Origin of the sequence: Glaciecola sp. 33A (assembly GCF_002836745.1) — a bacterium.
Taxonomy (GTDB): Bacteria; Pseudomonadota; Gammaproteobacteria; order Enterobacterales; family Alteromonadaceae; genus Glaciecola.
This window is the reverse complement of record NZ_PJAR01000035.1, coordinates 1-24,554: the sequence shown is the minus strand read 5'-3', so window position 1 is coordinate 24,554 and position 24,554 is coordinate 1. Positions and strand designations below refer to the sequence as shown.

17 protein-coding genes and 1 pseudogene are annotated in these 24,554 nt (G+C 36.8%); 17 read left to right on the top strand and 1 reads right to left on the bottom strand.

Features of this window, described 5'->3' with window-relative positions:
- Window positions 1-4: 4 nt before the first annotated feature.
- Window positions 5-1,066, top strand: coding sequence for a dTDP-glucose 4,6-dehydratase (gene rfbB, locus CXF81_RS06450; protein ID WP_101180545.1), 1,062 nt, complete (start codon window positions 5-7; stop codon window positions 1,064-1,066).
- 65 nt (window positions 1,067-1,131) lie between these two features.
- Here the strand turns inward: rfbB and CXF81_RS06445 are convergent, their stop codons facing one another.
- Window positions 1,132-2,628: a peptide MFS transporter gene (locus CXF81_RS06445; protein WP_101180544.1), complete on the bottom strand. Its 1,497-nt coding sequence runs from the start codon at window positions 2,626-2,628 to the stop codon at window positions 1,132-1,134.
- 228 nt (window positions 2,629-2,856) lie between these two features.
- Between CXF81_RS06445 and CXF81_RS06440 the strand changes: the two genes are divergently transcribed.
- The 16 genes and pseudogenes from CXF81_RS06440 to CXF81_RS06355 form a co-directional block, all read left to right on the top strand.
- Window positions 2,857-5,508: an SLBB domain-containing protein gene (locus CXF81_RS06440; RefSeq protein WP_101180543.1), complete on the top strand. Its 2,652-nt coding sequence runs from the start codon at window positions 2,857-2,859 to the stop codon at window positions 5,506-5,508.
- An 88-nt stretch (window positions 5,509-5,596) separates the two neighbouring features.
- The gene (locus CXF81_RS06435) at window positions 5,597-6,553 is read left to right on the top strand and encodes a Wzz/FepE/Etk N-terminal domain-containing protein (RefSeq protein WP_101180542.1); all 957 of its coding nucleotides are present in this window, start codon (window positions 5,597-5,599) and stop codon (window positions 6,551-6,553) included.
- A gap of 432 nt (window positions 6,554-6,985) precedes the next feature.
- Entirely contained in the window at window positions 6,986-7,675 is a 690-nt protein-coding gene (locus CXF81_RS06425; protein WP_101180540.1) for a cytidylyltransferase domain-containing protein, read from the top strand.
- Between the two features lie 5 nt (window positions 7,676-7,680).
- Window positions 7,681-9,927, top strand: a complete 2,247-nt coding sequence (locus CXF81_RS06420) for an N-acetylneuraminate synthase family protein (RefSeq protein WP_101180539.1) — start codon at window positions 7,681-7,683, stop codon at window positions 9,925-9,927.
- A 195-nt stretch (window positions 9,928-10,122) separates the two neighbouring features.
- Window positions 10,123-11,097 (top strand): polysialyltransferase family glycosyltransferase, encoded by a 975-nt coding sequence (locus CXF81_RS06415; RefSeq protein WP_101180538.1) that lies wholly within the window; start codon window positions 10,123-10,125, stop codon window positions 11,095-11,097.
- Between the two features lie 54 nt (window positions 11,098-11,151).
- Window positions 11,152-12,396, top strand: a complete 1,245-nt coding sequence (locus CXF81_RS06410; RefSeq protein ID WP_157825512.1) for a lipopolysaccharide biosynthesis protein — start codon at window positions 11,152-11,154, stop codon at window positions 12,394-12,396.
- Window positions 12,397-12,398: 2 nt separating this feature from the next.
- Window positions 12,399-12,914 (top strand): acyltransferase, encoded by a 516-nt coding sequence (locus tag CXF81_RS06405; RefSeq protein WP_101180536.1) that lies wholly within the window; start codon window positions 12,399-12,401, stop codon window positions 12,912-12,914.
- Between the two features lie 200 nt (window positions 12,915-13,114).
- Window positions 13,115-14,206: a hypothetical protein gene (locus CXF81_RS06400; RefSeq protein ID WP_101180535.1), complete on the top strand. Its 1,092-nt coding sequence runs from the start codon at window positions 13,115-13,117 to the stop codon at window positions 14,204-14,206.
- Window positions 14,193-15,323 carry a hypothetical protein gene (locus CXF81_RS06395; protein WP_101180534.1) on the top strand — a complete coding sequence of 377 codons (1,131 nt, stop codon included), beginning with the start codon at window positions 14,193-14,195 and terminating at the stop codon, window positions 15,321-15,323. Before CXF81_RS06400 ends, CXF81_RS06395 begins: the two co-directional genes overlap by 14 nt.
- A 282-nt stretch (window positions 15,324-15,605) precedes the next feature.
- On the top strand, window positions 15,606-16,691 hold the full coding sequence (locus CXF81_RS06390) for a glycosyltransferase family 4 protein (RefSeq protein WP_101180533.1): 1,086 nt from the start codon (window positions 15,606-15,608) through the stop codon (window positions 16,689-16,691).
- A gap of 65 nt (window positions 16,692-16,756) precedes the next feature.
- Window positions 16,757-17,935, top strand: coding sequence for a glycosyltransferase family 4 protein (locus CXF81_RS06385; protein WP_101180532.1), 1,179 nt, complete (start codon window positions 16,757-16,759; stop codon window positions 17,933-17,935).
- Window positions 17,936-18,300: 365 nt separating this feature from the next.
- A pseudogene (locus CXF81_RS06375) lies at window positions 18,301-19,471 on the top strand (IS3 family transposase).
- 565 nt (window positions 19,472-20,036) lie between these two features.
- The gene (locus CXF81_RS06370) at window positions 20,037-20,978 is read left to right on the top strand and encodes an SDR family oxidoreductase (protein ID WP_101180530.1); all 942 of its coding nucleotides are present in this window, start codon (window positions 20,037-20,039) and stop codon (window positions 20,976-20,978) included.
- A 24-nt stretch (window positions 20,979-21,002) separates the two neighbouring features.
- Window positions 21,003-21,542 carry a sugar transferase gene (locus CXF81_RS06365; protein ID WP_369828657.1) on the top strand — a complete coding sequence of 180 codons (540 nt, stop codon included), beginning with the start codon at window positions 21,003-21,005 and terminating at the stop codon, window positions 21,540-21,542.
- A gap of 352 nt (window positions 21,543-21,894) precedes the next feature.
- Window positions 21,895-23,616, top strand: a complete 1,722-nt coding sequence (locus CXF81_RS06360; protein WP_232771805.1) for a nucleoside-diphosphate sugar epimerase/dehydratase — start codon at window positions 21,895-21,897, stop codon at window positions 23,614-23,616.
- Between the two features lie 160 nt (window positions 23,617-23,776).
- Window positions 23,777-24,554, top strand: a 778-nt coding sequence (locus CXF81_RS06355) for a UDP-glucose/GDP-mannose dehydrogenase family protein (RefSeq protein WP_157825511.1), incomplete at its 3' end; no start/stop codon positions are given.

The window sequence follows — 24,554 nt, the reverse complement described above, 5'->3', positions numbered from 1 at the left end:
TAAATTGAAAAAGCTTCTTGTCACCGGTGGTGCCGGTTTTATTGGGTCCAACTTTGTGCATTATTGGAAAGAAAAGTACCCTAGTGATCTTGTTGTTGTATTAGATGCATTAACTTATGCGGGCAATATTGAGAGTTTAAACTTAGTTAAAGATTCCGAAAACTATGAGTTTGTTCACGGCAATATTTGCGACCAAGATCTTGTTGAAAAACTATTACAAAAGCACGACATTTGCACTATTGTGCATTTTGCGGCTGAGTCGCATGTAGATCGGTCCATTACCGGGCCCGATGAGTTCATAGAAACTAATATCATTGGCACATACTCACTGCTTAAGGCCGCTAAAAAGGTATGGTTGGATAACGGTATCAAAGCCGACCATCGCTTCCATCATGTCAGTACCGATGAGGTGTATGGGTCGTTAGAAGCAGATGATCCTGCGTTTAATGAAGACACACCTTATGCGCCTAACTCCCCTTACTCTGCAAGCAAGGCGGCAAGTGATCATTTGGTTAGAGCTTATCACTATACTTACGGTCTAAACGTGACAACCAGTAATTGTTCAAATAATTACGGTACGTTCCACTTTCCTGAAAAGTTGATTCCGTTACTTTTAACGAATATTCTGCAGGACAAGCCTTTGCCAGTTTATGGCGACGGCATGCAAATAAGAGATTGGTTGTATGTAGCCGACCATGCTAAAGGAATTGATTTAGTGCTTCAGTCTGGAAGGTTAGGTGAGAATTATAATATTGGTGGTAATAATGAGTGGGCAAATATTAATATCGTTAACCTGCTATGCAACTTACTAAACAAAGTATTTAGTGAAGACGCAACGTTGCATTCTCGTTTCCCATTTGCAAAAAATGCCATTAACGGCACGGCAGCAAACTTAATTGAGTTTGTGACTGACAGGGCTGGGCACGACAGACGTTATGCGATAGACCCGTCGAAATCAAATGATGAATTAGGCTATGAACCTACTGAAACCTTTGAGTCAGGCATTGAGAAAACCATTCATTGGTATTTAAATAACGAAACGTGGTGGAAGCCACTTTTAAAATAATATGATATTTATAAAAAAGGCGATTATTAGTCCTTAATAATCGCCTTTTTTGTATCAGCATTTAATTAGGCAGGGTCTTTCTCAGCCAACTTTTCCCATTTACCCGTTTTCATTGATAACAACAGTAATACAATACCAATTGCGACACTGAAGTAGGTTATTTGCAGGTAAAGCCCAGGCATTTGATCAATTTGCTCGGGGTCGAATTTACCGGCAAAAATACCAGCAATAATACTGCCCATGGAATAGGTTAATACAAACACGCCCATCATCTGACCTGAGAAGCGTTTTGGTGACAGCTTACTTACCGCACTCAATGCAACTGGACTTAAAAACAGCTCACCCACAGTGTGCAAGAAGTAGGTAGCAACCAACCAATATGGTGCTACTTTTAAACCACTTGCCGCTAGCTGCGCTGCGAAGAACATAACAATAAAGCCAGATGCCATAATAATCAGGCCAATAGCACACTTAACACTATAGCTTGGCTCGATCATGCGTTTACCTAATGCCATCCACATATACGCAAAGAAAGGCGATAAAATGATGATGAAAATAGAGTTAGCAGATTGAAACCACGCTGGCGGAATTTCAAACGTGCCAATCATCCGCTGAGTATAGTCTTGGCCGAACAAGTTAAGTGAAGAACCCGCTTGTTCAAAACCAGCCCAGAAACAGGTTGATGCTATACAAATTAAGAACAATGCGCCCATGCGGCGCTGTTCGTCACCATTTAAGTTGCCACCAAAGAAGATATAGCCGAAGTAGAGTAAAAAGATAGAGGTGATTGCAATCGCAACTTGCTTAGCAACGATAATCGGGTCGAAACCAACCATGCCTGTATAAACTAAAACAGTGAGTGTTGCTAACGCAATTAAAACACCGATGATAATGATATATGCTCTTTGTTGACCTGCAGGCGTTAATGGCACAACCGGCTTGTCGGATACACCTTTGATGTTATGCAGAGTCAGTTTATATTGAATTAGTCCAATGCCCATACCCACAGCAGCGGCACCAAAAGCCCAGTGATAACCCATGTTTACTTGCAAGTAACCGCAAACGCCATAGCCGATTAATGAACCAATATTAATACCCATATAATAAATGGTGTATGCACTGTCACGACGGGGGTCTTTTGAACCATATAGTTGGCCTACCATCGCGCCAATATTAGGTTTTAATAGACCCGTGCCCAGCACCACAAATATTAAGCCGAGGAAAAAGGTCGTATCGGAGGGAATGGCTAATATAATGTGACCAATCATGATCACAAAACCACCATAAAACACGGCTTTTTGACCACCAATTAAGCGATCCGCAATCCAGCCACCAGGCAAACCAAAGAAGTAAACGGCCCCCGTGTATAAACCATATATTGCTGACGCTGTAGCGACGGACAAGCCCAGCCCACCCTCTTCAATAGCAAGTACCATGAAAAGAACGAGAAGCGCACGCATGCCATAATAGCTCATGCGTTCCCACATTTCTGTGCCTGCTAGTGTCAGCAGGCCTATTGGATGACCAACAAAACTTCGGTCATTATTTTTTTCTATCGACATTAGTGTTCCTTGAAAACAGTTTGTTTTTATTTTTCTGTAAGTCCGAGCGCAGTATGCAGTATTAATGATTGGAGTTGCAAGTTTGTCAAAAATTGAGGCTGACAGCGTAATTATCTAAAACTACGACGATAGTTGACGATTAGATGTGACATTTAGCGCATATTTCAGTAGGATCTCATCCTTACGGGAAACACTGCAAAGTCGCAGGCATTGGGAAGAAAAAGTTTAATGAAGAATGTTTTAGTGAAATTGTGCCAGCGATTTAATCCAAACCAGATTTTTAACGCTTTAAAAGCGACTTTTATATTATCAATAATGTGTTTTTCAGTAGCCTCATTTTCGCAATCATCTGCACCGTCTCAACAACAAATTGAGCAGTTTAAAAAACTACCGCGAGCCCAACAAGAACAACTTGCACGACAGATGGGCTTTGACCTATCGATTTTAAAGGGCGCAAATACAACAGAAACAGCGGTTAATTCAGCACCGGTCGACACTGTTGAAAGACAAGTCGATGAGACCGAAGTGGCTGAAGAGCTGTCGAAACAGAGCGTTGTTGAATCTAAAAGTAGTGAGCTAAAACCTTTTGGCTATGAGTTATTTAATTCGGAGCGAGTTTCAGCTGAACCGCAAACTAATGTGCCTGTGCCCAATGATTACATCATTGGCCCTGGTGACTCTCTCAAACTGCAGCTTTATGGCAAAGAAACAGGTAATTACGAACTCATTGTTAACAACGAGGGAAATGTTGCTATTCCAGAATTAGGACCGCTGTCTATTGCTGGCGCTTCTTATAGTGAAGCCAAGCGATTAATTCTACAAAAATATGAGCAGCAAAAAATTGGTGTTGAAGCTTTTATCACCATGGGCCAGCTAAAAACCATCCAGGTATTTTTGGTGGGTGAGGTTTATCGCCCAGGAACGCTAACGTTAAATTCGTTATCCACAGTGACAACCGCCTTATTTAACAGTGGTGGTGTTAGCAATATTGGCTCACTTCGCAACATTGAAATTAAAAGGAACGGTAAAACCGTCACTACATTTGATTTATATGACCTCATTGTTTATGGCAATACTGAAAACGATATTAGATTGCAGCAAGGTGATGTGATTTTTGTTCCTACCGTCGCTAAAATTGTTTCTATCGAAGGTGAGGTTAGAAGGCCTGCTATATATGAATTAACCAGCAATGAGTCGTTTGATGACCTTTTAACCTTGGCCGGTGGGTTAATGCCAAACGCGAATAAAAAGTCAATCCAATTAGTTCGAAATGACATTGTGAAGGGCTTAACAATACTGAGCCTAAATTCGAATGATAAGAATCAGCGCAGCGCTGCATTAACCAATGGTGATTTTGTGTCGGTTCCAACGGCTAATTTGGAATTTACCAATGCTATACGAGTATTAGGTGCAATAAATAGTCCTCAACTTGTTTCTTTAACTCAAAAGCAGAAGTTAAGCGCAGTTGTTGATAGAGCTGCTATCTTAAATAATACAGATTTAAATTATGGATTGATTGTTCGTCGTGCAAAGTTTGATGAACACACGTCCATTATCCAATTTTCGCCCTCTGCTGTCATCAATGGTAACTTTGATGCCGATTTGAAGGCCCTTGACCACATTCTGTTGTTCAACAGAGTGTCATTAGATTCAGCAAACGAACTAGAGAAAAAAATCACTGCGGGTGACTTAAAAGCCGCGTCAGATGACGCAAAATCTGACGAAGCTAAATTTGTACAAAAAAATGAACTTGAGTCATTTACTACAAAGCAATTTGCGGATGCGGATACAGTTAACGATTCTCGCAAGCAATTATTAGCGCCCATAATTGCTAGGTTAAAAAGTGAAGCTTCTGAAGAGCGCTCAGTCCAACTGATTGAAGTTGTAGGGCAAGTTAAGTTTCCCGGTGTTTACCCAATTGCAGCCAATAGCTCATTGGCAAACATACTGCGCGCCGCTGGCGGGCTTACCGAGTCTGCGCACCTTGAGCGAGCTGAAATTACATCAACAAGCTATGAAGATAGCGCTGCCGTAACGGCACACAAACAATTTAACCTGATTGCTCAACTAGCTTTGGATGAGAGTGAACAAATAAAGTTTAAGTCTAAAGACGTGTTAAACATTGTTCGAATTCCTGATTGGTATGAAGACAATGTGGTTACACTTTCTGGAGAAGTAGTATTTCCTGGTTCTTACCAAATATCCAGTGGCGAAACGCTAACAAACCTGTTAAAACGCGCTGGTGGCTTAACCAGAAAAGCAACCATTAATGCAGCCGTTTTTACCCGAGTAGAACTTCAGGAAAGGGAACAAGAAAGTATAACGCAAGCCATCGATAATTTGCGGGTGCAGTTAGCAAACAATAACTTATCGAGTAGCCAGTTTACAAAGACGATTGATTATGACAATGCGACTAAGGTGTTAAATGATCTGGAAGATACTCAACCCATAGGCAGACTGGTTATTGATTTAGATGAATTGTTAAATGGCAAAGGATTGCATGATATTGAGTTGAAAGATGGTGACAACTTAGTTATTCCAAACATCAGCCCTGCAATATCGGTTATTGGAGAGGTTTTTGTTAAGGCAACGCATTGGTATGATCCTACTCTGACCATTGCAGATTATATATCTAAAGCGGGTGGTGTAAGAGAATACGGTGATGCTTCAAAAGTATATGTAGTGAGGGCGAATGGTTCTGTTTTCATCCCTGAATCGAATTTTTGGTTTAGTACTGCAAACAAAGTGAGTTTAGCACCAGGCGATACTATTGTTGTGCCGAGGGATGTGACTAATTACGATAATATTGGTTTATGGCAGGGGGTTACGCAGATTGTTTATCAGACTGCTGTGGCGTTGGCTGCGATTGGTTCGCTTTGATCCACATTTTAACTAATAATTAGGGGTACATTGGTGAACTTTTTGACACAAGTCTTGTTTTCAATTGATTTATTTCGTAGAGAATTATATGTCAGATAATATTTACAATCAGACTTCTGAATTAAGAGATAAGTCTGTGAACGATGATGAAATTGACCTGAAAGAATTATTCTCTGCGTTGTGGGCTGGAAAAATCACGATAATATTAACCACTTTTGTGGCCAGTGTTATTGCGGTTGCAATTGCTCTTTCTATGCCAAATATATACAGAGCGGAAGCCTTACTATCACCGGTAAGTAGTGACGGTGGTGGTATGAATGGCTTAGCAAATAAATTTGGTGGGCTTGCTTCATTGGCGGGTGTATCACTGGGTGGTGGGGGTTTTGATAAAACCACTATGGGCATTGAGGTATTAAAGTCACGTACTTTTTTTGCCGATTTTGTTGGTAAATATCCCATTATGGTTGATTTGATGGCCAGTAATGGTTGGGATTCAAACAATAATGAAGTTTTGATAGACACCGAAATTTACGATGTAGATGGTCAAGTTTGGATCAGAGAAGCTAAAGCACCAAGAAAGTCAGAACCATCAGTTCAAGAGGCGCACAAAGAATTTAGCAAGCTGTTATCTGTTTCACAAGATAAAGAGTCAAGCTTTATAACTATTGCAATTGAACATTATTCGCCTTACGTTGCTAAGCAATGGGTGGACTGGTTAGTTCAAGACATCAATAACACGATCCGTAATCAAGAAGTACAACAAGCACAGCGTTCAATTGACTATTTGCTTAATCAGATAAAACAAACAAAGTTGGCAGAGTTACAAATGGGATTTTTTGAGCTTATACAATCACAAACAGAAACTATTATGTTGGCTAACGCAAGCCCAGAATATTTATTTAAGACACTCGACCCTGCAGTTGTTCCCGAGTTGAAAGCAAAGCCTAAAAGAGCGTTAATTTGTGTGCTAGGTTTATTTTTAGGTGGGCTGCTTGGTGCAATTATTGTATTGGTTAGAGACTTTTCAAGTTTGAGGAAAGATTAGTAGCGAATATAAATAGATATATTTATGATGAAAATACTAAATCTATTTTGAGTCATCTTAATTTTGGTACAGGTGAAGATTGTACTAGACGTGAATTGGTTCAAACGGTTGCAAAGATAGTTGAATTTGCAAGTGAAATTAAATTTGACGCAACTAAACCTGATGGTGTTCCAAGGAAGTTAATGAATGTCGATAGGCTTAGAACATTAGGCTCGGAATATTCTATTTCTTTGGCAAATGGATTGAATTACTTATCAGTGGTTCATTATGTTTAAGATAAATTTCGCGGCTATTTTTGTTCTATTTAGTCATCGTTTTTTGTAAATATGCAGGTTCATTTGGTATTATTAACTAATGAAAAGATTAAGCTAGATTGTTTTTTAGCAGTGACGCCACCTATATTTTTAGTATAATTAAATTAAGGAATTACCAATGTCAGTAATCGCATTCCTTCCCGCAAGAGGTGGATCCAAAGGTGTGCCGAGAAAAAATGTTAAAATTTTAGCGGGTAAACCATTAATAGCTTGGAGTATTGAGCAAGCTTTAGCTTCAGATTTAATTGACCGAGTGATTGTTTCTACGGATTGCCCTTTAATTGCTCGTATATCTAAAGAATATGGTGCTGAGGTTCCATTTTTGAGACCAGAATCAATTTCAGGTGATAAAGCGACAACGGAATCTGCAATGTTGCATTGTTGTGGTTATTTAGAAGAAAGAAATGAATTGCCAGAGCTGTTTATCCTTGTGCAAGTAACTTCACCTATTCGCTCTGAAAATCAATTTGATAATGCTATTTTATATTTCAAAAAAAATAACTATGATAGTTTGTTGACGGTTGTGCCCTCTCATCGTTTTACATGGAAGAACCCGGGAAACCCATCTGCATCTTATAATTATATGCATCGACCTCGCCGCCAAGATATCAAGCAAGAAGATCAAGAATATTTAGAAACTGGCTCTTTTTATATCACCAAAACTGAGTTACTAATTGAAGCTAACAATAGGCTTGTTGGTAAGGTTGGAATGTTCGAAACACCTGAAGACGAAAGCTATGAAATAGACAGTTTAGTAGACTTTAAGGTATGTGAAGCAATTTTAAAAAATAAAAATAATATAGAGTAAAAAATATGTTAGTAACTAAAAATATCCAACAATACATCTGCTTTTCTGAATCAAATCTCATAGATGTTTTGAAGAAAATTAATGAAAATAAAGCGCGTGTGATTTTTGTTGTTTCAGAGCATGGTAAGTTACAGGGTAGTATTTCAGATGGCGATGTCCGCCGCTGGTTGACAGCGACTAAAGAGCTAGATTTAAATGTATTAGCTAAAACAATAATGAACCCAAATGTTAAAAAACTTTCTGTAGGGGCTAATCAAGCTGTTGTAGACAAAGTTTTCCTTGAAGGAATAGACTGTATTCCATTGGTTGATGAGAGTGATCATCTGATTCAGTTAGCGTTCCAGAAAAAAAGTGGTTTCTTTGTTAAAAATAGAGAAATATCTGAAAGCTCACCGAGTTTCATTATTGCTGAAATAGGCAATAATCACCAAGGTGATATTAATTTAGCCAAAAAGTTGGTTGACCATGCTGTGGCTGCGGATGTTGACTGTGTTAAATTTCAAATGCGCAACATGAAGAACCTCTATAAAGATTCAGGTAAAAACGATGTTGCTGCTGATTTAGGTGCGCAGTATACATTAGATTTATTATCTAAATTCCAGCTTTCAAATGATGAGTTAATTGAAGTTTTTAACTATGCAAAATCTAAGGGTGTTTTACCTCTATGTACCCCTTGGGATATTGAGTCGTTAAAAACGCTAGAAAACTATGGTATGGAAGCTTATAAAGTGGCGTCAGCTGATTTTACAAACTTTGAACTTTTAGAGGCGATTGTCAACACGGGTAAACCATTTTTCTGTTCAACGGGGATGTCAAGTGAAAGTGAAATCAAAGAGACGGTAGAATTTCTAGGTGGATCAGGTGCAAATTATGTACTGCTTCATTGTAATTCAACGTATCCGACACCATTCAAAGATGTAAATTTAAAATATATAACACGCTTAAAGGAAATAACGGGGGCCCTTGTGGGCTACTCTGGCCATGAGCGAGGTATTTGCGTCCCTATTGCTGCTATAGCACTAGGTGCAACAGTCATTGAAAAACATTTAACTACGGATACAAAATTAGAAGGTACTGACCACAAAGTGAGCTTGCTTCCAAATGAATTAAATGAAATGGTTAAGCAAATCCGACAAGTGGAAGAAGGATTAGGTAGTAGTGAAAAGCCGCGAGAAATTACTCAGGGTGAACTAATGAATCGTGAGAATTTAGCCAAGAGTTTAGTTGCAGTAAGAGATGTTATGCCAGGTGAAATTATCACTCGGGATATGGTTGAAATCAAAAGCCCTGGTCAAGGATTGCAACCTAATCGTTTAAACGATTTAATTGGCAAAAAAGTTGATAGAGAGATTGTCAGTGGTGGGTTTTACTATATGAGTGATATCTTAGGGCAAATTAAGAAAAGAAATTATCATTTCAACCGCCCATTTGGTGTACCAGTTAGATACCATGATTATAGACAAATACTTGATGGGACAAATCTAGATTTTGTTGAGTTCCACCTTTCATATAATGATATGAAAATTGACTTGAAGGATTATTTTTCCGGAGACGAAAATATTGGCTTTGCTGTCCATAGTCCTGAACTTTTTGCCAATGATCACATCTTAGACTTATGTGCTGATGAGCCGCAATACCTCGCGCAATCCAAAGTGATGTTGCAAGAGGTTGTGAATATCACACGAGAATTGAATCAATACTTCCCTAAAACGAAAGACCCTGTCATCGTTGTTAATGCTGGTGGTTGGAACAATAATGGCTTCATTGATGAAAAATTTAAAGATGGCAAATATCAAGCAATTTCAAACGCGTTAAGCGATCTTGATTTAGAAGATGTAACGATTGCAATTCAAACTATGCCTCCGTTCCCGTGGCACTTTGGTGGGCAAAGTTACCACAATCTTTTTGTATGTGCGGACGAGATTGTTACTTTCTGTAAAAACAATCCAAAAATTAAAATTTGTTTAGATATCTCTCACTCAATGATGTCATGTAATTATTATGGCTGGGATTTACTTGAGTTTGTTCAAAAAGTAGCACCATATAATGTTCATCTACATATCGTCGATGCTAAAGGTGTAGATGGTGAAGGTATTGAAATAGGTAAGGGAGATGTTGATTTTCCTTCTTTGATGAGATTGCTAGATAAAGAGAATATTAATGTGCAATTCATTCCAGAAGTATGGCAGGGGCATAAAAATGGTGGTGAAGGATTTTGGGCTGCTTTAGAGTATTTAGAGAAGATAAAGTAAATAAGATGCAGGTAGCCGTGAGGAAGTTGAAAGTATAAATAAATGTTAGAAAAACTCATCAGTAATTCCCGTTGAAATTCAGTTTTATAATTATCGGTGAGTTTAAATTTTATTAGCAACTTATATGGCTTTTTAAAACACAAAAAGGTGATTGACGTGATGAAAGCGTTAATGGAAATTATTTAAAGAGCATATATGTACAATGTATTTTATGTTGAGTCCCCTCTTCAAATGTTATCAGCTAATTCAGCTTATAAAAAATTTAATGAACATAAAGCCATATTAATAGTTAATATAAGTCATGGCGACAGAGTGAATAATGATAAGCAACTTCTTCAACTTATAGGTAATGAATGGGATGAGGTTTATATTCAAAAGCAAAGAAAAGGTAAAATCACTGACATAGCTGAGACAGTAAAAAGAACAATTTACTTTTTCTTGAAATACAGAGGTTATATTAATAAATATTTTTTCGGTGAATACAGGAATGTTGACATGGCACTCCTTAGAAGTGCGCTTTATCCTAACGAAAGTATATTACTTGACGATGGTTCGTTTACAATAACGGCTCAAAATTATTATATTAAGAATCGAACTTCACCTTATCCTCATTCTGTAAAGTACATTATTTTTAAGACTTTTATAAAAAAATTATCTCCGCCTAACCTGTACTCTTTCTTTAAATTCGAATCAACTTTGTTAAAAGAACAAGTTAATTATTTTGATCTTCCATCTAGGAAAAATATAAACATTACTAAAGGAACTATTTACTTTTTTGGTTCTAAATTTTATGAAAGTAAGAGTATGCACTTAGCGGATGAGTTAAAAGTGTTATCAGGAGTGATTGAACTATATACAGATTACACAATTTTTTATGTGCCTCATCGGGATGAAAGTCAGTCTAAATTAGACAGAATATCAACATTAGGTTATCAGATTAAAGACCTGGGTAAACCTGCTGAAATTTATTTTGATGAAACTAATGTAATGCCTGAAATTGTTTTGTCCTATTATTCAACGGTTTTGTACTCATGCCACCTAAGATTTAGCAATGTTAATTTGAAGTCAATATGTGTAGAAAAACTTTTGTTACAAGAAAATGCAAAAATAAACGCTGCAGAAATATATGAGTATTATAGACAATTGGGAATTCAGTTGTTAATTATATAACTCAATACGATGTTTATCTGTGCGGCCAATTAAGTTTAAAAGGAAGTAACCATATTGTTTAAAAATTCGATGATTTATACTTTGAGTTCGATATTAAGCGCCGGTATTCCGTTCTTATTGCTCCCTGTATTAACACGTTATCTTTCTCCTGAGCAATATGGTCAAATAGCAATGTTTCATATATTTGTAGTTGCTTTAGCTGGAATAATAGGTCTAAGTGTGCACGGCGCAGCAAATCGTCAATTTTTTGTTGATAATATCACTAGTTTTGATTTAGCAAGGTTCAATGGTAATTGTTTTTTTATTTTGTTGGGCAGTTCATCATTTATGTTGATATTTTTAACTTTTATTGACACATATTTAGCTGATTATCTAGGGATTCCACCTGCTTGGATTTACTTAGGAGTTTTAAGTGTTTTTTGTTTTTTTATATTGAATATTAGGTTGGGGCAGTGGCAAGTTAGAGGTCAGGCTAAAGTATATGGATTTTTCCAAGTTGTTAATGCACTTATAGTTTTGTCATCGAGTTTGTTATTTGTCATCTATTTCAATTTAGGTCCTGAAGGTCGTATTTACGGTATTGTTATAACAAGTGTAATCATTGGTTTTTGCTCTTATTATTCTTTGAGGAATGATAATCGTGTTTTATTTGAATACAACCGTAAAGATATCAATGATGCTTTATCATTTGGTGTGCCATTAGTCCCCCATGTATTGGGGGGTTTTTTGTTATTATCAGTTGACAGGTTAATAATAAATAAAGAGCTTGGCTTGGAAATGACTGGTATTTATATGGTTGCTTTTAGCTTAGGTTCTGCATTAAATATCATTTTCAGCAGTATCAATCGAGCTTTCTCTCCTTGGCTATTTGGACAGTTGAAAGAAGGTGATGAAGATATGAAGATAAAGATTATCCAAAAGACGTATGCATATTTTTTATTTTTAATCTTATTATCATTATTATCTTTTTATATTGCTCCTCCTCTGTTTAAATTAATTGTAGGAGAACAATTCCATCAAGCAGCAAATATCTTACCTTTTATTATAGTAGGTCAGGTTTTTTTGGGGATGTATTTTATGGTTACCAATTATATATTTTACGTTAAGAAAACTAAATATTTATCTTATGTAACAGTTTCTTCTGGTGTTATTAATGTTGCTCTGCTTTTTCTGCTTATCCCGTCTTATGGGATTTTGGGAGCTGCATTGGCTTTTTTGGTAGCTAACTTTTGCCAGTTTATATGCACTTGGATTGTAAGTGCAAAATTATATAATATGCCCTGGGGGTTAAGGAAATAACGATGGTCTCTATATTTAAAACCTTTTATTACATAAAGCGTCGTCTTTGCAGATTTTATTACACCCAAAAGGCTATAAGACAGATTGTTGAATATAAAGGATTACCTACTATTAACGGAGAATCTAATTTTAATAATAATACATATTTAGGTCAAAACTGCCATTTTAATGGTATTGATATTGGTGGAGGAGGTAAGGTAACTATTGGTGATAATTTTCACTCCGGACCTTCGTGTATGATGATTACTCAAAACCATAATATACATGGACATGCTCTGCCATATGATAAGACCTATATCTACAAGGATATTGTGATTGAAGATAATGTTTGGTTGGGTAGTAGAGTAATTATATTAGGTGGGGTGAAAATCGGAGAGGGTGCTGTTATTCAGGCTGGCAGTGTTGTAGTCTCTGATATACCAGCATTATCAATTGCTGGCGGCCATCCTGCGATGGTTTTTAGCCAACGAGACTTTGATCATTATTTTACTCTTAAAAAGCAAGGTAGCTTTCATTAATTATTTTCCCAACAGATACTCGTTAAGTTTAGACAATAATAGTCTTTTTGAAACTTATAAAACTCTTTTCTATATTTAGTGATTTTTATTTTTATGTTGTTTGTGGCGTTTGTCATCTCTTATTTTTTATTATTACCAGTGCAGTCTAAAAAGATTAAACTGGATTGTTTCCATCGAATTTTGTAATAAGTTGTAATCTAATGAATATGTTGTATTTTATTAATCATGAATTGCTTGTCTCTAATGGTGTTTCTAAAAAAATTTACGCACAAGTGGATGCGATAAAGAGTTATGGCCATAATGTTGAATTATGTTGTATTAAGAAGTCTGGTCGATCTTTTGAACGTATTGTTGGTAGCGAAGTAATAGAAAAATTTTATGATAATGTTATTGGGAAAATAGTTTATAACTATTCTTTTTCTTACCTTTATAATTACATTAGAACAAAAAAAATTGATTGTATTTATATTAGATACACACATTTTGCATCTCCAATGTTCGTTAGTTTTTTGAAAAAAATAAAGCGATTGAAGGTCAAGGTCTATCTGGAAATCCCCACTTACCCTTATGATAAAGAGTTTAAATATTCATCAGCTTATAAAAAAACCCAAATCTACATAGATAAGATTTTTAGGAGAAGGTTGGGTAAATACATTGATAAAATTATAACGTTTTCAAATGATGAATATATTTGGGGGGTTAAGACATTAAAAATATCTAATGCAGTAAGTAAGTCAAACGTTTTCTTTAAACAAGAGTATTCTGATAGTCATGTTATAAACTTGGTAATGGTCGCTTATTTCGCTAAATGGCATGGTTTAGATCGGTTGTTTCAGAGTTACGATAATACTCCTTTGGAAATTAAGCAAGGTATTAATATCCATGTAATTGGCTACGGTCCTGAATTAGACAAACTACAAGAGTCAGCGTCCAAGGACATTACTTTTCATGGTGCTTTGGCGGGCATAGAGCTTGGTAGCATTTTGAATCGGATGCAAATAGGTATAGATTCTTTAGCTAGGCATAGAGTTGGGGTATATGAGAATAATTCACTTAAGTCTAAAGAATACTTAGCCTATGGATTACCAGTAGTTAAGTCTCATATTGATAGAAGCATTGATTCATTGAAACATGTATATACTGTTGATTCTAATGATAGCTTGCTAGACTTAGCAGCAATTTTGACTTGGTATCAAGAAAATAACTTTTGTAAAAGTAAGATAAGTTCTTTAGCACTTGAAAAATTTACTTGGGAGCATCAGTTAAAGGAAATTTTTCATGAAAAGCCCTAAAGCTTTATCATTTTTTAATTTCATATGTGTATTTTTTCTAATTTTAGGATGGAAAATACTACTTATTGACCTTTCCGTTATAATTCCTGCGATTTTACTTGTTGTAAGTGTTAAACATTTTCATATAGATCGCCTAACAATAAATTTTGTCTTTGGAATCTTTTGTCTTTGTATATATCAAATTAGTTTGCAAATTTTTTTATATAACATTGATGTGCCTAATGTACTGAGATTGATTCGTACGGGCATAGCTTGTATTTTAGTTGCATTGCTTTTCTCAAATGCCAAAAACAAAGAAAAACTACTTAAATATATAATTCTTACCGGTGCAATTAACGCTTTTCTTATATTATTAGCTGTTGTATTCCCCTCGATTAATCAATTTCTTATGGGGCTTTCTGACAATTCTAAGATTGTATCTTACCGTAGTTCAGGTCTACTAGCAGGCTATGATATAGCAGGGCTTTTCTCTGTTTTTTGTATGGTATTAATTATTAAAAACAGACCTGTTTTTAAAGGCAAGTCATGGCTGTTTTTTTATCTATTAATTATGTTGTCTTGTTTTTTTTCAAGCCGAACATCTGGACTATTATCTTTATTGATTTCTGGCTACTGGACTTTAAAAATATTATTTGATAATAAATCTAGTTTAGCTCTTAAGGCCATGGTTTTCTTTACTAGCGCGCCATTAGTTGGAAGCGTCCTCATTTTATTTGTATATGTTTTCTTAGTTTCAATTGGCTACCTCAGTAATCCTTACATATCATCACTGATTGAATATACATATGCAAAAAACAGCGGGGATAACCTATTAAGTATGTTTTTTTTACCAGAAGGTCAGTTATCATTTTTGTTTGGTATTGGTACAGAAACTTACGCTTCCGACTCCGGTTTTATAAAAGATATGTTTAGGTTTGGCTTGGTCGGAATTATTTACAGTATTATTTTGTACTCGATGATATTAATTCGTGCTGGTAAAAACAATGGTACTCTTTTAATACTTTTCACTTTGATTCTTGTTTTAAATGTTAAGAATTCATATTTTTTCGTTCGTGGTATTTCACCTTTATTTGTTATGTGTTGTCTGTATTATTTTTATAAAAAGAGAGTGGTTTAAGATTTGAAAAAAATTAATGTTTTGACTAGGTTTAACGATTGCTCTTCCCCTAAATATGTTAATATTTTTTAACTTAGAAAGCGAAGTGAGGTACCATTTTTACAAATAAAAAATATCTCGATGAATTTAAAGAATAAGAAGTTTGGGTATAATTACGGACAATACAGAAATTTTGAGTAGTTCGTAGTCGATAAAAAATTGTTAATGATGTTTTTGTGGTGCTTGAATCTTTGGACAGGATTTTTACAATTGTTTGTATTTAAATATACAGAGGTTTGAAAAGTGAAACGAGTTTTGGTTTTGACGAAGTACGATGATTTAGGCGCTAGTTCCAGAGTGCGTTTTTTACAATATGAGTCGTTGCTTAAAAATAATGGTATTGAGATGGTCATCAGACCTTTATTGTGTAATTCGTATTTAAAATCGATATATAGCGGAGAAAAGATTTCAAAGCTTTATTTAATAAAAGCTTACATTAAGCGGTGTTTAGTATTATTTGACATCAAAAGTTTTGATTTTGTATGGTTAGAGAAAGAGATTTTTCCTGGGTTACCTGCGATCTTCGAAAGAATACTGTGTTATTCAGGTGTAAGTGTTGTCGTAGATTATGATGATGCTACCTTTCACTCTTATGACATGAGTAGTTCAAAACTTTTCAGATTTTTTTTGAGTAAAAAAATTGATAATGTAGCAAAATATTCGACACATGTAGTTGTCGGTAATAAGTATTTAGAAAAAAGGTTACAACGAAGTAATAGAAATATCACTTTGATACCAACGACGATTGTTGAGGCGTCATATTCATTTTTAAAAGAAGAGGTCCCCACCGGGGATGATAGTCAACGACCTGTTATTGGCTGGATAGGTACTCCTTATACTCAGAAGTATCTTACTGGAGTTTCCGAAATTATAGATAGACTTTCGGAAAATTTTAGTTTCACCTTACTATTGATCGGTGCAAATGATAATGCAAAGGAATTTTTTAAATCCACAAATGTACAAGTCAATAAATGGACTAAAGACCAAGAAGTGAACTCGCTTAATAAAATTGACATAGGAATTATGCCATTGCCCAATGAGTCTTGGGAGATGGGAAAGTGTGGATATAAGTTGATCCAGTGTATGGCGTTAGGAAAGCCGGTTGTTGGATCTGACGTTGGTGTCAATAGAGATATTATAAGCTTGCTGGGCAGTGGTTATGTCGCCAGTAACGAGGCTGAGTGGTATGAATCACTTGCAATTTTGTTGTCTGATGATTCAGTCAGGCAAGAGTGTTCTATTAATGCTAGTAAAACAATTAGATTAAATTATACAGCAGAGTCTCAAATACAGCGCTTGATGTTTATATTTAAAAACCTCAAACACTGATATAGAGAAAGTAGTTTAATTTAATATCTTCATTATTTTTAATCAAAACTTAGTGTTTTATTTATATGTCTGCTAATTCACTAGTGTTTTTAGTTATTTGGGAAGTTATGATTAAAAAAGTATTATTTGTACTTAATGCCGATTGGTATTTTAATTTACATTGGAAAGAAAGAGCTGTTGATGCTATGCGAAATGGATTTGACGTGCACGTTGCAATTCCGTCTTGTGAGCCTAAAATAAGAAAAGAATTATCCGAATTAAGAATTGTAATTCATATTTTTTCAATGCATAGAACTTCGCTGGGAGTATTTAGCGAGGTACGCACAATGTTATCATTATTAAAGGTGATAAAATTAGTATCTCCTCAAGTTGTTCATTCTGTAACGATAAAGCCTAATTTGTACTGTTCGTTTATATGTCGCTTGTATAAGCTTCGATTAGTTACCACTTATGCTGGTTTGGGGACTCTTAAAGTCTCTAATATTTTGAAGTATAGAATAGCAAGGAAGTTAATATTTGGGTTGATAAAGCTATTCTCTAAGAATCTACAGTCTTATGCTTTATTTGAGAATGAAGAAGATCTGCTGTTTTTTAATGTGAATAACTTAATAGACCCTAGCAGGCTTGTGAGAGTTTTTGGAGCTGGAGTTAATCTGGAAACTTACTCATATAGCCCTCCACTCAATAAAATCGAGGGTCTGGAAATACTTTTTGCTAGTCGATTATTGAAAGATAAGGGACTTTTGGTTTTAGTTGATGCAGTTAAGCATTTAAAAAGTCTAAACTTCAATATCAAATTGAATGTTGCTGGAATTTTTGACCCAGATTCACCTCTTTCTTTTTCAGTGGAAGAGATTGAAAAAATGAGCCTGGCAAATGATATTACGTGGTTGGGCCAACGAGACGATATAGCTTTGTTGATAGCACAGTCAGATTTGGTTGCTTTGCCTACGTCATATGGTGAAGGAGTGCCTAGAATTTTGATTGAAGCATGTGCTATTGGTCGCCCTATTTTGACCACCCCTTTAGGTGGTTGTAAAGACATATGCATTGAGAATTCAAATGGTTTTTTAGTAAAGCCAAATAATGTAACTGAAATAGTTGATGTATTGAAAATACTATATTCCAAAGTTGAATTGATAACATCTTATGGCCTTAATGGAAGACATTTGGTCGAATCTAAATTTTCTAATGCTAGTGTGTTTGAACAAAATATTTCTATTTATAAAAAACTTTTGGATTAATAGTGAATATACTACCTTCGTTCGTACCTATGAAGGTTTTTTGTATTTAGCGATAGTCATCGATTTGTGTACTCGCCATGTTGTAGGGTGGCCGATAGATAAAAATATCTTATTGGAATCTTGTTATTCGCGCTTCGTTTAAGGAGCTTTGCTAACTTGGGTGTAGAATTTCTATTTTAGTGAAAATCATCATTTTTTCGATCTCCTATATAGTTATTTAAAGTACGAACTCTGCTCAAGCAATGCATCTGCTATTCCTTATTTCGACATGAAATATGAGAAACCGAGTAATTCTAGAACCTCAACGTCGTCCTAAGCAGCAAGTACTGCCACATCGTGATAATATTAGTCGTTATGGTGGCTCAGTGACTATTAGAAAGAAATATTCAAAAGAATTTAAGTTAGACGCCATTAGCTTGGTGGTTGAGCAACAATATACGAGAGCTGAAGCAGCGCGAAGTCTGGAGATAAATCCAAATCTGATAACTCGCTGGCTAAAGGAAAACGAACAAGATAATAATGGTCAGGTGTTTCGCGGAAATGGCAAGTTAACGCCCGAGCAAGAAGAGATCCGACAGTTAAAGGCAAAGGTTCGCCAGCTTGAAATGGATAAGAACATTTTAAAGGAAGCAACGGTCTTCTTTGCCAAAGAAATCAAATAAAATACGATTTTATTGCCCGAAAGAAGAAGACCTATCCAATTGACCGAATGTGTCAATTGTTAGCGGTAAAGCGCAGCAGTTATTACCACTGGGCAAGGAAGAAGAAAGACGATGATATTTACCCACTTCATAGCGAGATGCTTGATTGGGTTAAGAAAATAGCAATGGGTGTTGAGAACCTTTATGGCAGCCGCAGAATGAAAGGTGCGATGAATTGCTTAGGCTTGCCATTAGCCGCCAAAAAGCGCGTAGGCTGATGAATGAAGCCGGTGTGTGGGTGAAATACCGCAAGAAGTATAAAGTCACCACCGATAGCAACCACAACAAGCCGTTGTTTGACAACCTCGTTAAGCGACAGTTTGATGTTGACGCGCCGAACCAGGTCTACGTCGCCGACATTACGTATATCTGGACGCGTGAAGGTTGGTTGTACCTGGCTGTTGTGATTGATTTATATTCACGAAAAATAGTGGGTTGGAGCATGAGTTCACGCACGGAAGCTCAGTTAGTTGTGGATGCACTGCGCATGGCTATTTGGCAGCGTAAACCCAAAACTGGTTTGATTATGCATACAGACCGAGGCTCACAATATGCGAGTCATCAGTATAGAAATTTACTATTGGCGCATGGCATAAAAGGCAGCATGAGCAGAAAAGGCGACTGCTGGGATAACGCGGTGGCAGAAAGTTTCTTCGGAAGTCTAAAAGAAGAGCGCGTGCAATGGCAAAATTACCAAACACGAAATGAAGCGCAACAGAACATCTTGAACTATATCTCGATGTTTTATAACAGCCGCAGACTGCATTCATATCTTGGGTATAAAAGTCCAAACGAATATGAGCAGGAAATGGCTACATTAGAAAAAGCTGCTTAACTGGGGTGTCCCAAAAATGTTGACCACGTCAGTATTGTCATTAACGATATTGAGGCAATGAATTATGAAGTTTATTGACCAACTAAGAATTACTCCGAAAAAATCTTTTTATAATGGAACAAAGCTAAGCTATATTACTTTATCTGCTAATTGTAGGGGCAGATAATGCTGGGGTTCCCACAGAAATTCATCTTTGGTAGAAATTATGCATTTTGGTAAAAATATCTATGCATTTGATTGTGTTTATAATAGGTTTACACCACACTACGCTGAGAACTTTATTACAGCAGTTCAGGAGTTGCTGCTGTTCTGAAATTCCCCCAGATAGCTGCAACGCAAAAGATGCAAGTTAAATCGCATAGAGACCTTACACTTGGAGCAAGGTTACAAGTCAATACGAAATTCTTTATTTTAGGCAGCTAAAATTTTTTGACTCTTGCGGTTGCTCAATTATTTTTAATGCAACAGTTGAAGCGGATATACAAAATTTTGCGTAAAACAATAAAACCAAAATTATTCAAACCTAATACTCAAGGTTGCAAGATCACACTATGAAGGTTAACCAATGAATGTTTTAATAACTGGTGCTACGGGTTTTGTAGGCGGAGCTTTGCTAAAGCGAATAGAAGATGATCATAAAGTTGATCTATTGTCTCGTTCTTCGAAAAAACCGCATGGCGCGAATACCTTTGTAGCCGAGCTTGATGCAAGTAGTGATTACTCTGCAGCACTCTTAAATAAAAACGTGGTAATTCATTGCGCTGCAAGAGTCCATGTTATGCGGGATAGGTCAAGCGACCCACTCGAGGCTTTTAGGTCCATAAATACACTGCCTACTGAGAACTTGGCCTTGCAAGCTGCAAAAGCAGGTGTCGCTAGGTTTATCTTTATCAGTTCTATTAAAGTCAATGGAGATGAGACCTTTGGTACGCCGTTTACTTCGAGTGATTTGTGTAATCCACTAGATGACTATGGGAAATCAAAATCTGAAGCTGAAGACATTTTATTAGACATAGGTCAGAAATCCGGAATGGAGGTTGTAATAATTAGGCCCCCCTTGGTATACGGGCCTGGTGTTAAAGCTAATTTTGGCGCTCTGATTAAATTAGTTTCTAAAGGTTTTCCGTTGCCTTTTGGTGCTTTAGATTCCAATAAAAGGAGTATGGTTTATATAGGAAATTTAGTAGATTTAATTGCCAAGGCTATAAAGGTTCCCAAAATTTTGAATAAAGTTTACTTAGTTTCGGATGGTCATGACCTATCAACAAGTGAGTTGGTCTCATGTATAGCAAGTGGCCTCAACAGGCGCACTTTAAACATTCCAATACCTGCTGTTTTTTTAAAGGTTTGCGGTAGCATCATCCGGAAGGAAGACGTTATTTCACGTTTGACTGGATCACTGCAACTCGATATTGAACAGACGAAGGTAGACTTTTCGTGGACTCCGCCATACTCTTATGAATTTGGGATAACCGAGACTGCAAATTCATTTATTAATAGAGGTTAGGCAAACGTGAGGAAAATATTAGAGATGCTTATTGCCCTTATTGGGTTGATTTTAACTACTCCTATTTTATTAATAGTCAGTATTATTGGACTATTGGATACAGGTTCACCTATATTTATTCAAGAACGGGTTGGTCGGTTCCAAAAGCCTTTTAAACTTATTAAGTTTAGAACTATGAGCAAAAACACCGAATCAGTAGCTAGCCATCTGACTAGTTCCAGCAGCATTACGAGGTTTGGTTGTTTTTTACGCAAGACAAAAATCGATGAATTACCTCAATTAATCAATGTCCTGAAGGGTGAAATGAGCTTTGTTGGTCCTAGACCGAACTTATATAACCAGCATGATCTAATATTAGAAAGAGATAGGCTAGGCATTTACGACGTTTTACCAGGCATCACAGGATTGGCACAAATAAATAATATAGACATGTCGATACCCAAGTTGCTTGCTAAAGTCGATCACGAAATGATTTCTAATTTGACGTTGAAACATTACCTCTGTTTTATTTTTAAAACAGTTACCGGTTCTGGCTCGGGCGATGCAGTAAAACCTAATAAATAGAGAGTATATACATAATACATAGCTGCACTTGTAACTTAATCAATTAGGCATATAGTAGCTGATAGATTGTGTCGTAGTATTACGGACTTGTTGTTTGACAATATAAGGAAATGCTTTGTTTTTTAAAACAATAAAAAAAATACTAAATTCATCAAGAAAAACTAAACGAATAATAACGCTGTTCGTGGATTCGTCTTTTATTACACTATCTTTTTGGGCTGCTTTAGTAATACGTTTAGATAACCTTACTGCGTTTTCTAAAGCTAATTATTGGTTGATATTGTCCGGACTCCTGCCTTTAACTATTCTAATATTTGTAAAGTTAGGCCTCTACAGGGCAGTCCTCCGTTATATGAGCTCACAAGCTGTGTGGGCAGTTGTTGCAGGAACAATGCTTTCAACCGCAGCCTTGGTCCTAATAGCATTCTTTTCTTCAATTACTGTTCCAAGAACAATGCCCTTAATTTACTGTGCCCTGATACTACTTACTGTGGGCGGGGCCCGTCTTCTCGTGCGTGCATTAGTGACCCAATTCACCGGCTCTAACAAACAACCTGTGGTTATTTATGGTGCAGGGTCAGCTGGGCGCCAACTAGCAACAGGAATAGCAATCGGGCAGGAATATTACGTGTCGGCATTTATTGACGACGATACAAGTAAATACGGATCTGTTATTCAAGGTATTCCAGTTATTTCATTAGGCGAGCTAAAAGGTTTAATCGACGCTGGAAAAGCAATTAAAGTACTTCTCGCATTGCCTAGCGCGAGTCGCTCAGACCGAAATCGTATCATTAACTCATTAGAAAAGTACCAAGTTAGAGTACAAAGCATCCCTGGGATTAAAGATGTCATTGAAGGTAACTTTAATGCATCTGAATTAATAGAGGTTGAAATTGACGATCTATTGGGCCGAGAGCCAGTAACACCATTACCCCAACTAATGGCTCAAAATATTACAGGTAAAAACGTCATGGTCAGCGGGGCAGGTGGCTCTATCGGTTCCGAGCTGTGCCGCCAAATTATTAAATTTAAACCTACTACATTAGTGTTATTCGAGTTGTCAGAATTTGCGCTATATGAAATAGAAAAAGAGCTCAGCGAATATATACATAAAAATGGTTTAAAAATAAAACTTTATCCCCTAATGGGATCGGTGCAACGAATTAACCGCGTAGAAAATATCATGATGGCGTTTAATATTAATACTATTTATCATGCAGCGGCCTATAAGCATGTGCCATTGGTTGAACATAACGTTGTTGAGGGAATAAGAAACAACGTATTTGGTACTTATTACGCGGCTAGAGCAGCCATAAATTCAGGTGTTGAAACCTTTGTACTTATCTCCACCGATAAAGCTGTGCGGCCAACCAACGTGATGGGCGCTTCTAAACGCATGGCTGAATTAGTGCTTCAGGCTTTATCTCAAGCTTCTTTTAACAAAAAAACCCGTTTTTGTATGGTGCGGTTTGGCAACGTTTTAGGCTCATCAGGCTCAGTCGTTCCTTTGTTTAGACGTCAAATTCAAGAAGGCGGCCCAATAACTTTAACCCATGAAGACATCACCCGTTACTTTATGACCATACCTGAGGCCGCACAACTAGTAATACAAGCGGGGGCGATGGGTAAGGGCGGTGACGTATTTGTGCTGGATATGGGAGACTCGGTTAAAATTAAAGATTTAGCTGAAAAGCTAGTTCGACTTTCAGGCCTGGAAATTAAAGACGAAGATAACCCAAATGGCGATATTGCCATAGAATGCACAGGCCTCCGACCGGGTGAAAAATTATTTGAAGAGTTATTAATAGGTGACAATGTTCAAGATACCTTCCATGAACGCATTATGACAGCCAATGAAGCTATGTTGAGTTGGGAAGCCCTAGAGCCGGTGCTCAATAAATTAGACAAAATGTGCCACAACTTTGACCAAGAAAGCATTAGAGAAATACTGTTAAATGCGCCGACGGGCTTTAATCCCACCGACGGAATTTGTGACTTGGTTTGGGCGGCGAGACAATCTCAAATTAACCTAAAATCCACAACAGCCGAAATAATCAATTTACCAAGAGCGTAGCTCTGTATTTTATGGTTCAGATAATTGAGGGTTGGTGAGCAAATTTGTTTTATGCTTAGTTTGACCTTTTGAGGTGATATTAACGTTGCATAATTATTTGCTGTAAATATACTGTACCGATCAAAACATAACATATACCTCGATGTAAAAAGGAAGTTTAATGAAAGTAACAGTCTTCGGCATCGGCTATGTCGGCCTTGTACAAGCCGCAGTTCTAGCCGAAGTAGGCCACGACGTCGTTTGTGTCGATGTAGACCAAAATAAAGTCGATAACTTGGAAAAAGGCATTATTCCTATCTACGAACCCGGTTTAACTCCTTTAGTCAATTCAAATTTTGAGCAAGGTCGAGTTAAATTTACGACAGATGCTGAGCGCGGTGTTAGTCATGGTGAAGTCATATTTATTGCTGTGGGTACGCCACCAGATGAAGACGGTTCAGCCGACCTAAAGTACGTGCAGGCCGTTGCTAAAACAATCGCAACTCACATGCAAAATCATAAAATCATTATCAATAAATCAACAGTGCCGGTAGGTACCGCAGATAAAGTGATTGCAACTGTTTCAGGCACACTGAAGTCACTCAATAAAGAGCTAACCTTTGATGTTGTATCCAACCCTGAATTTCTAAAAGAAGGCGCAGCCGTTAACGACTGTATGCGACCTGACCGCATTATTTTAGGTACGCAAAGCGATCATGCTGAGAAGAAGCTAAGAGAACTCTACAGCCCGTTTAACCGCAACCACGACAAAATAATCGTGATGGATGTGCGCAGTGCCGAGCTTACAAAATATGCGGCTAACTGCATGTTGGCCACCAAAATCAGCTTTATGAATGAAATGGCTAACTTAGCCGAGCTGTTTGGTGCCGATATCGAAAATGTGCGCAAAGGCATAGGCAGCGATCCTCGTATTGGTTATCAGTTTATTTACCCTGGGT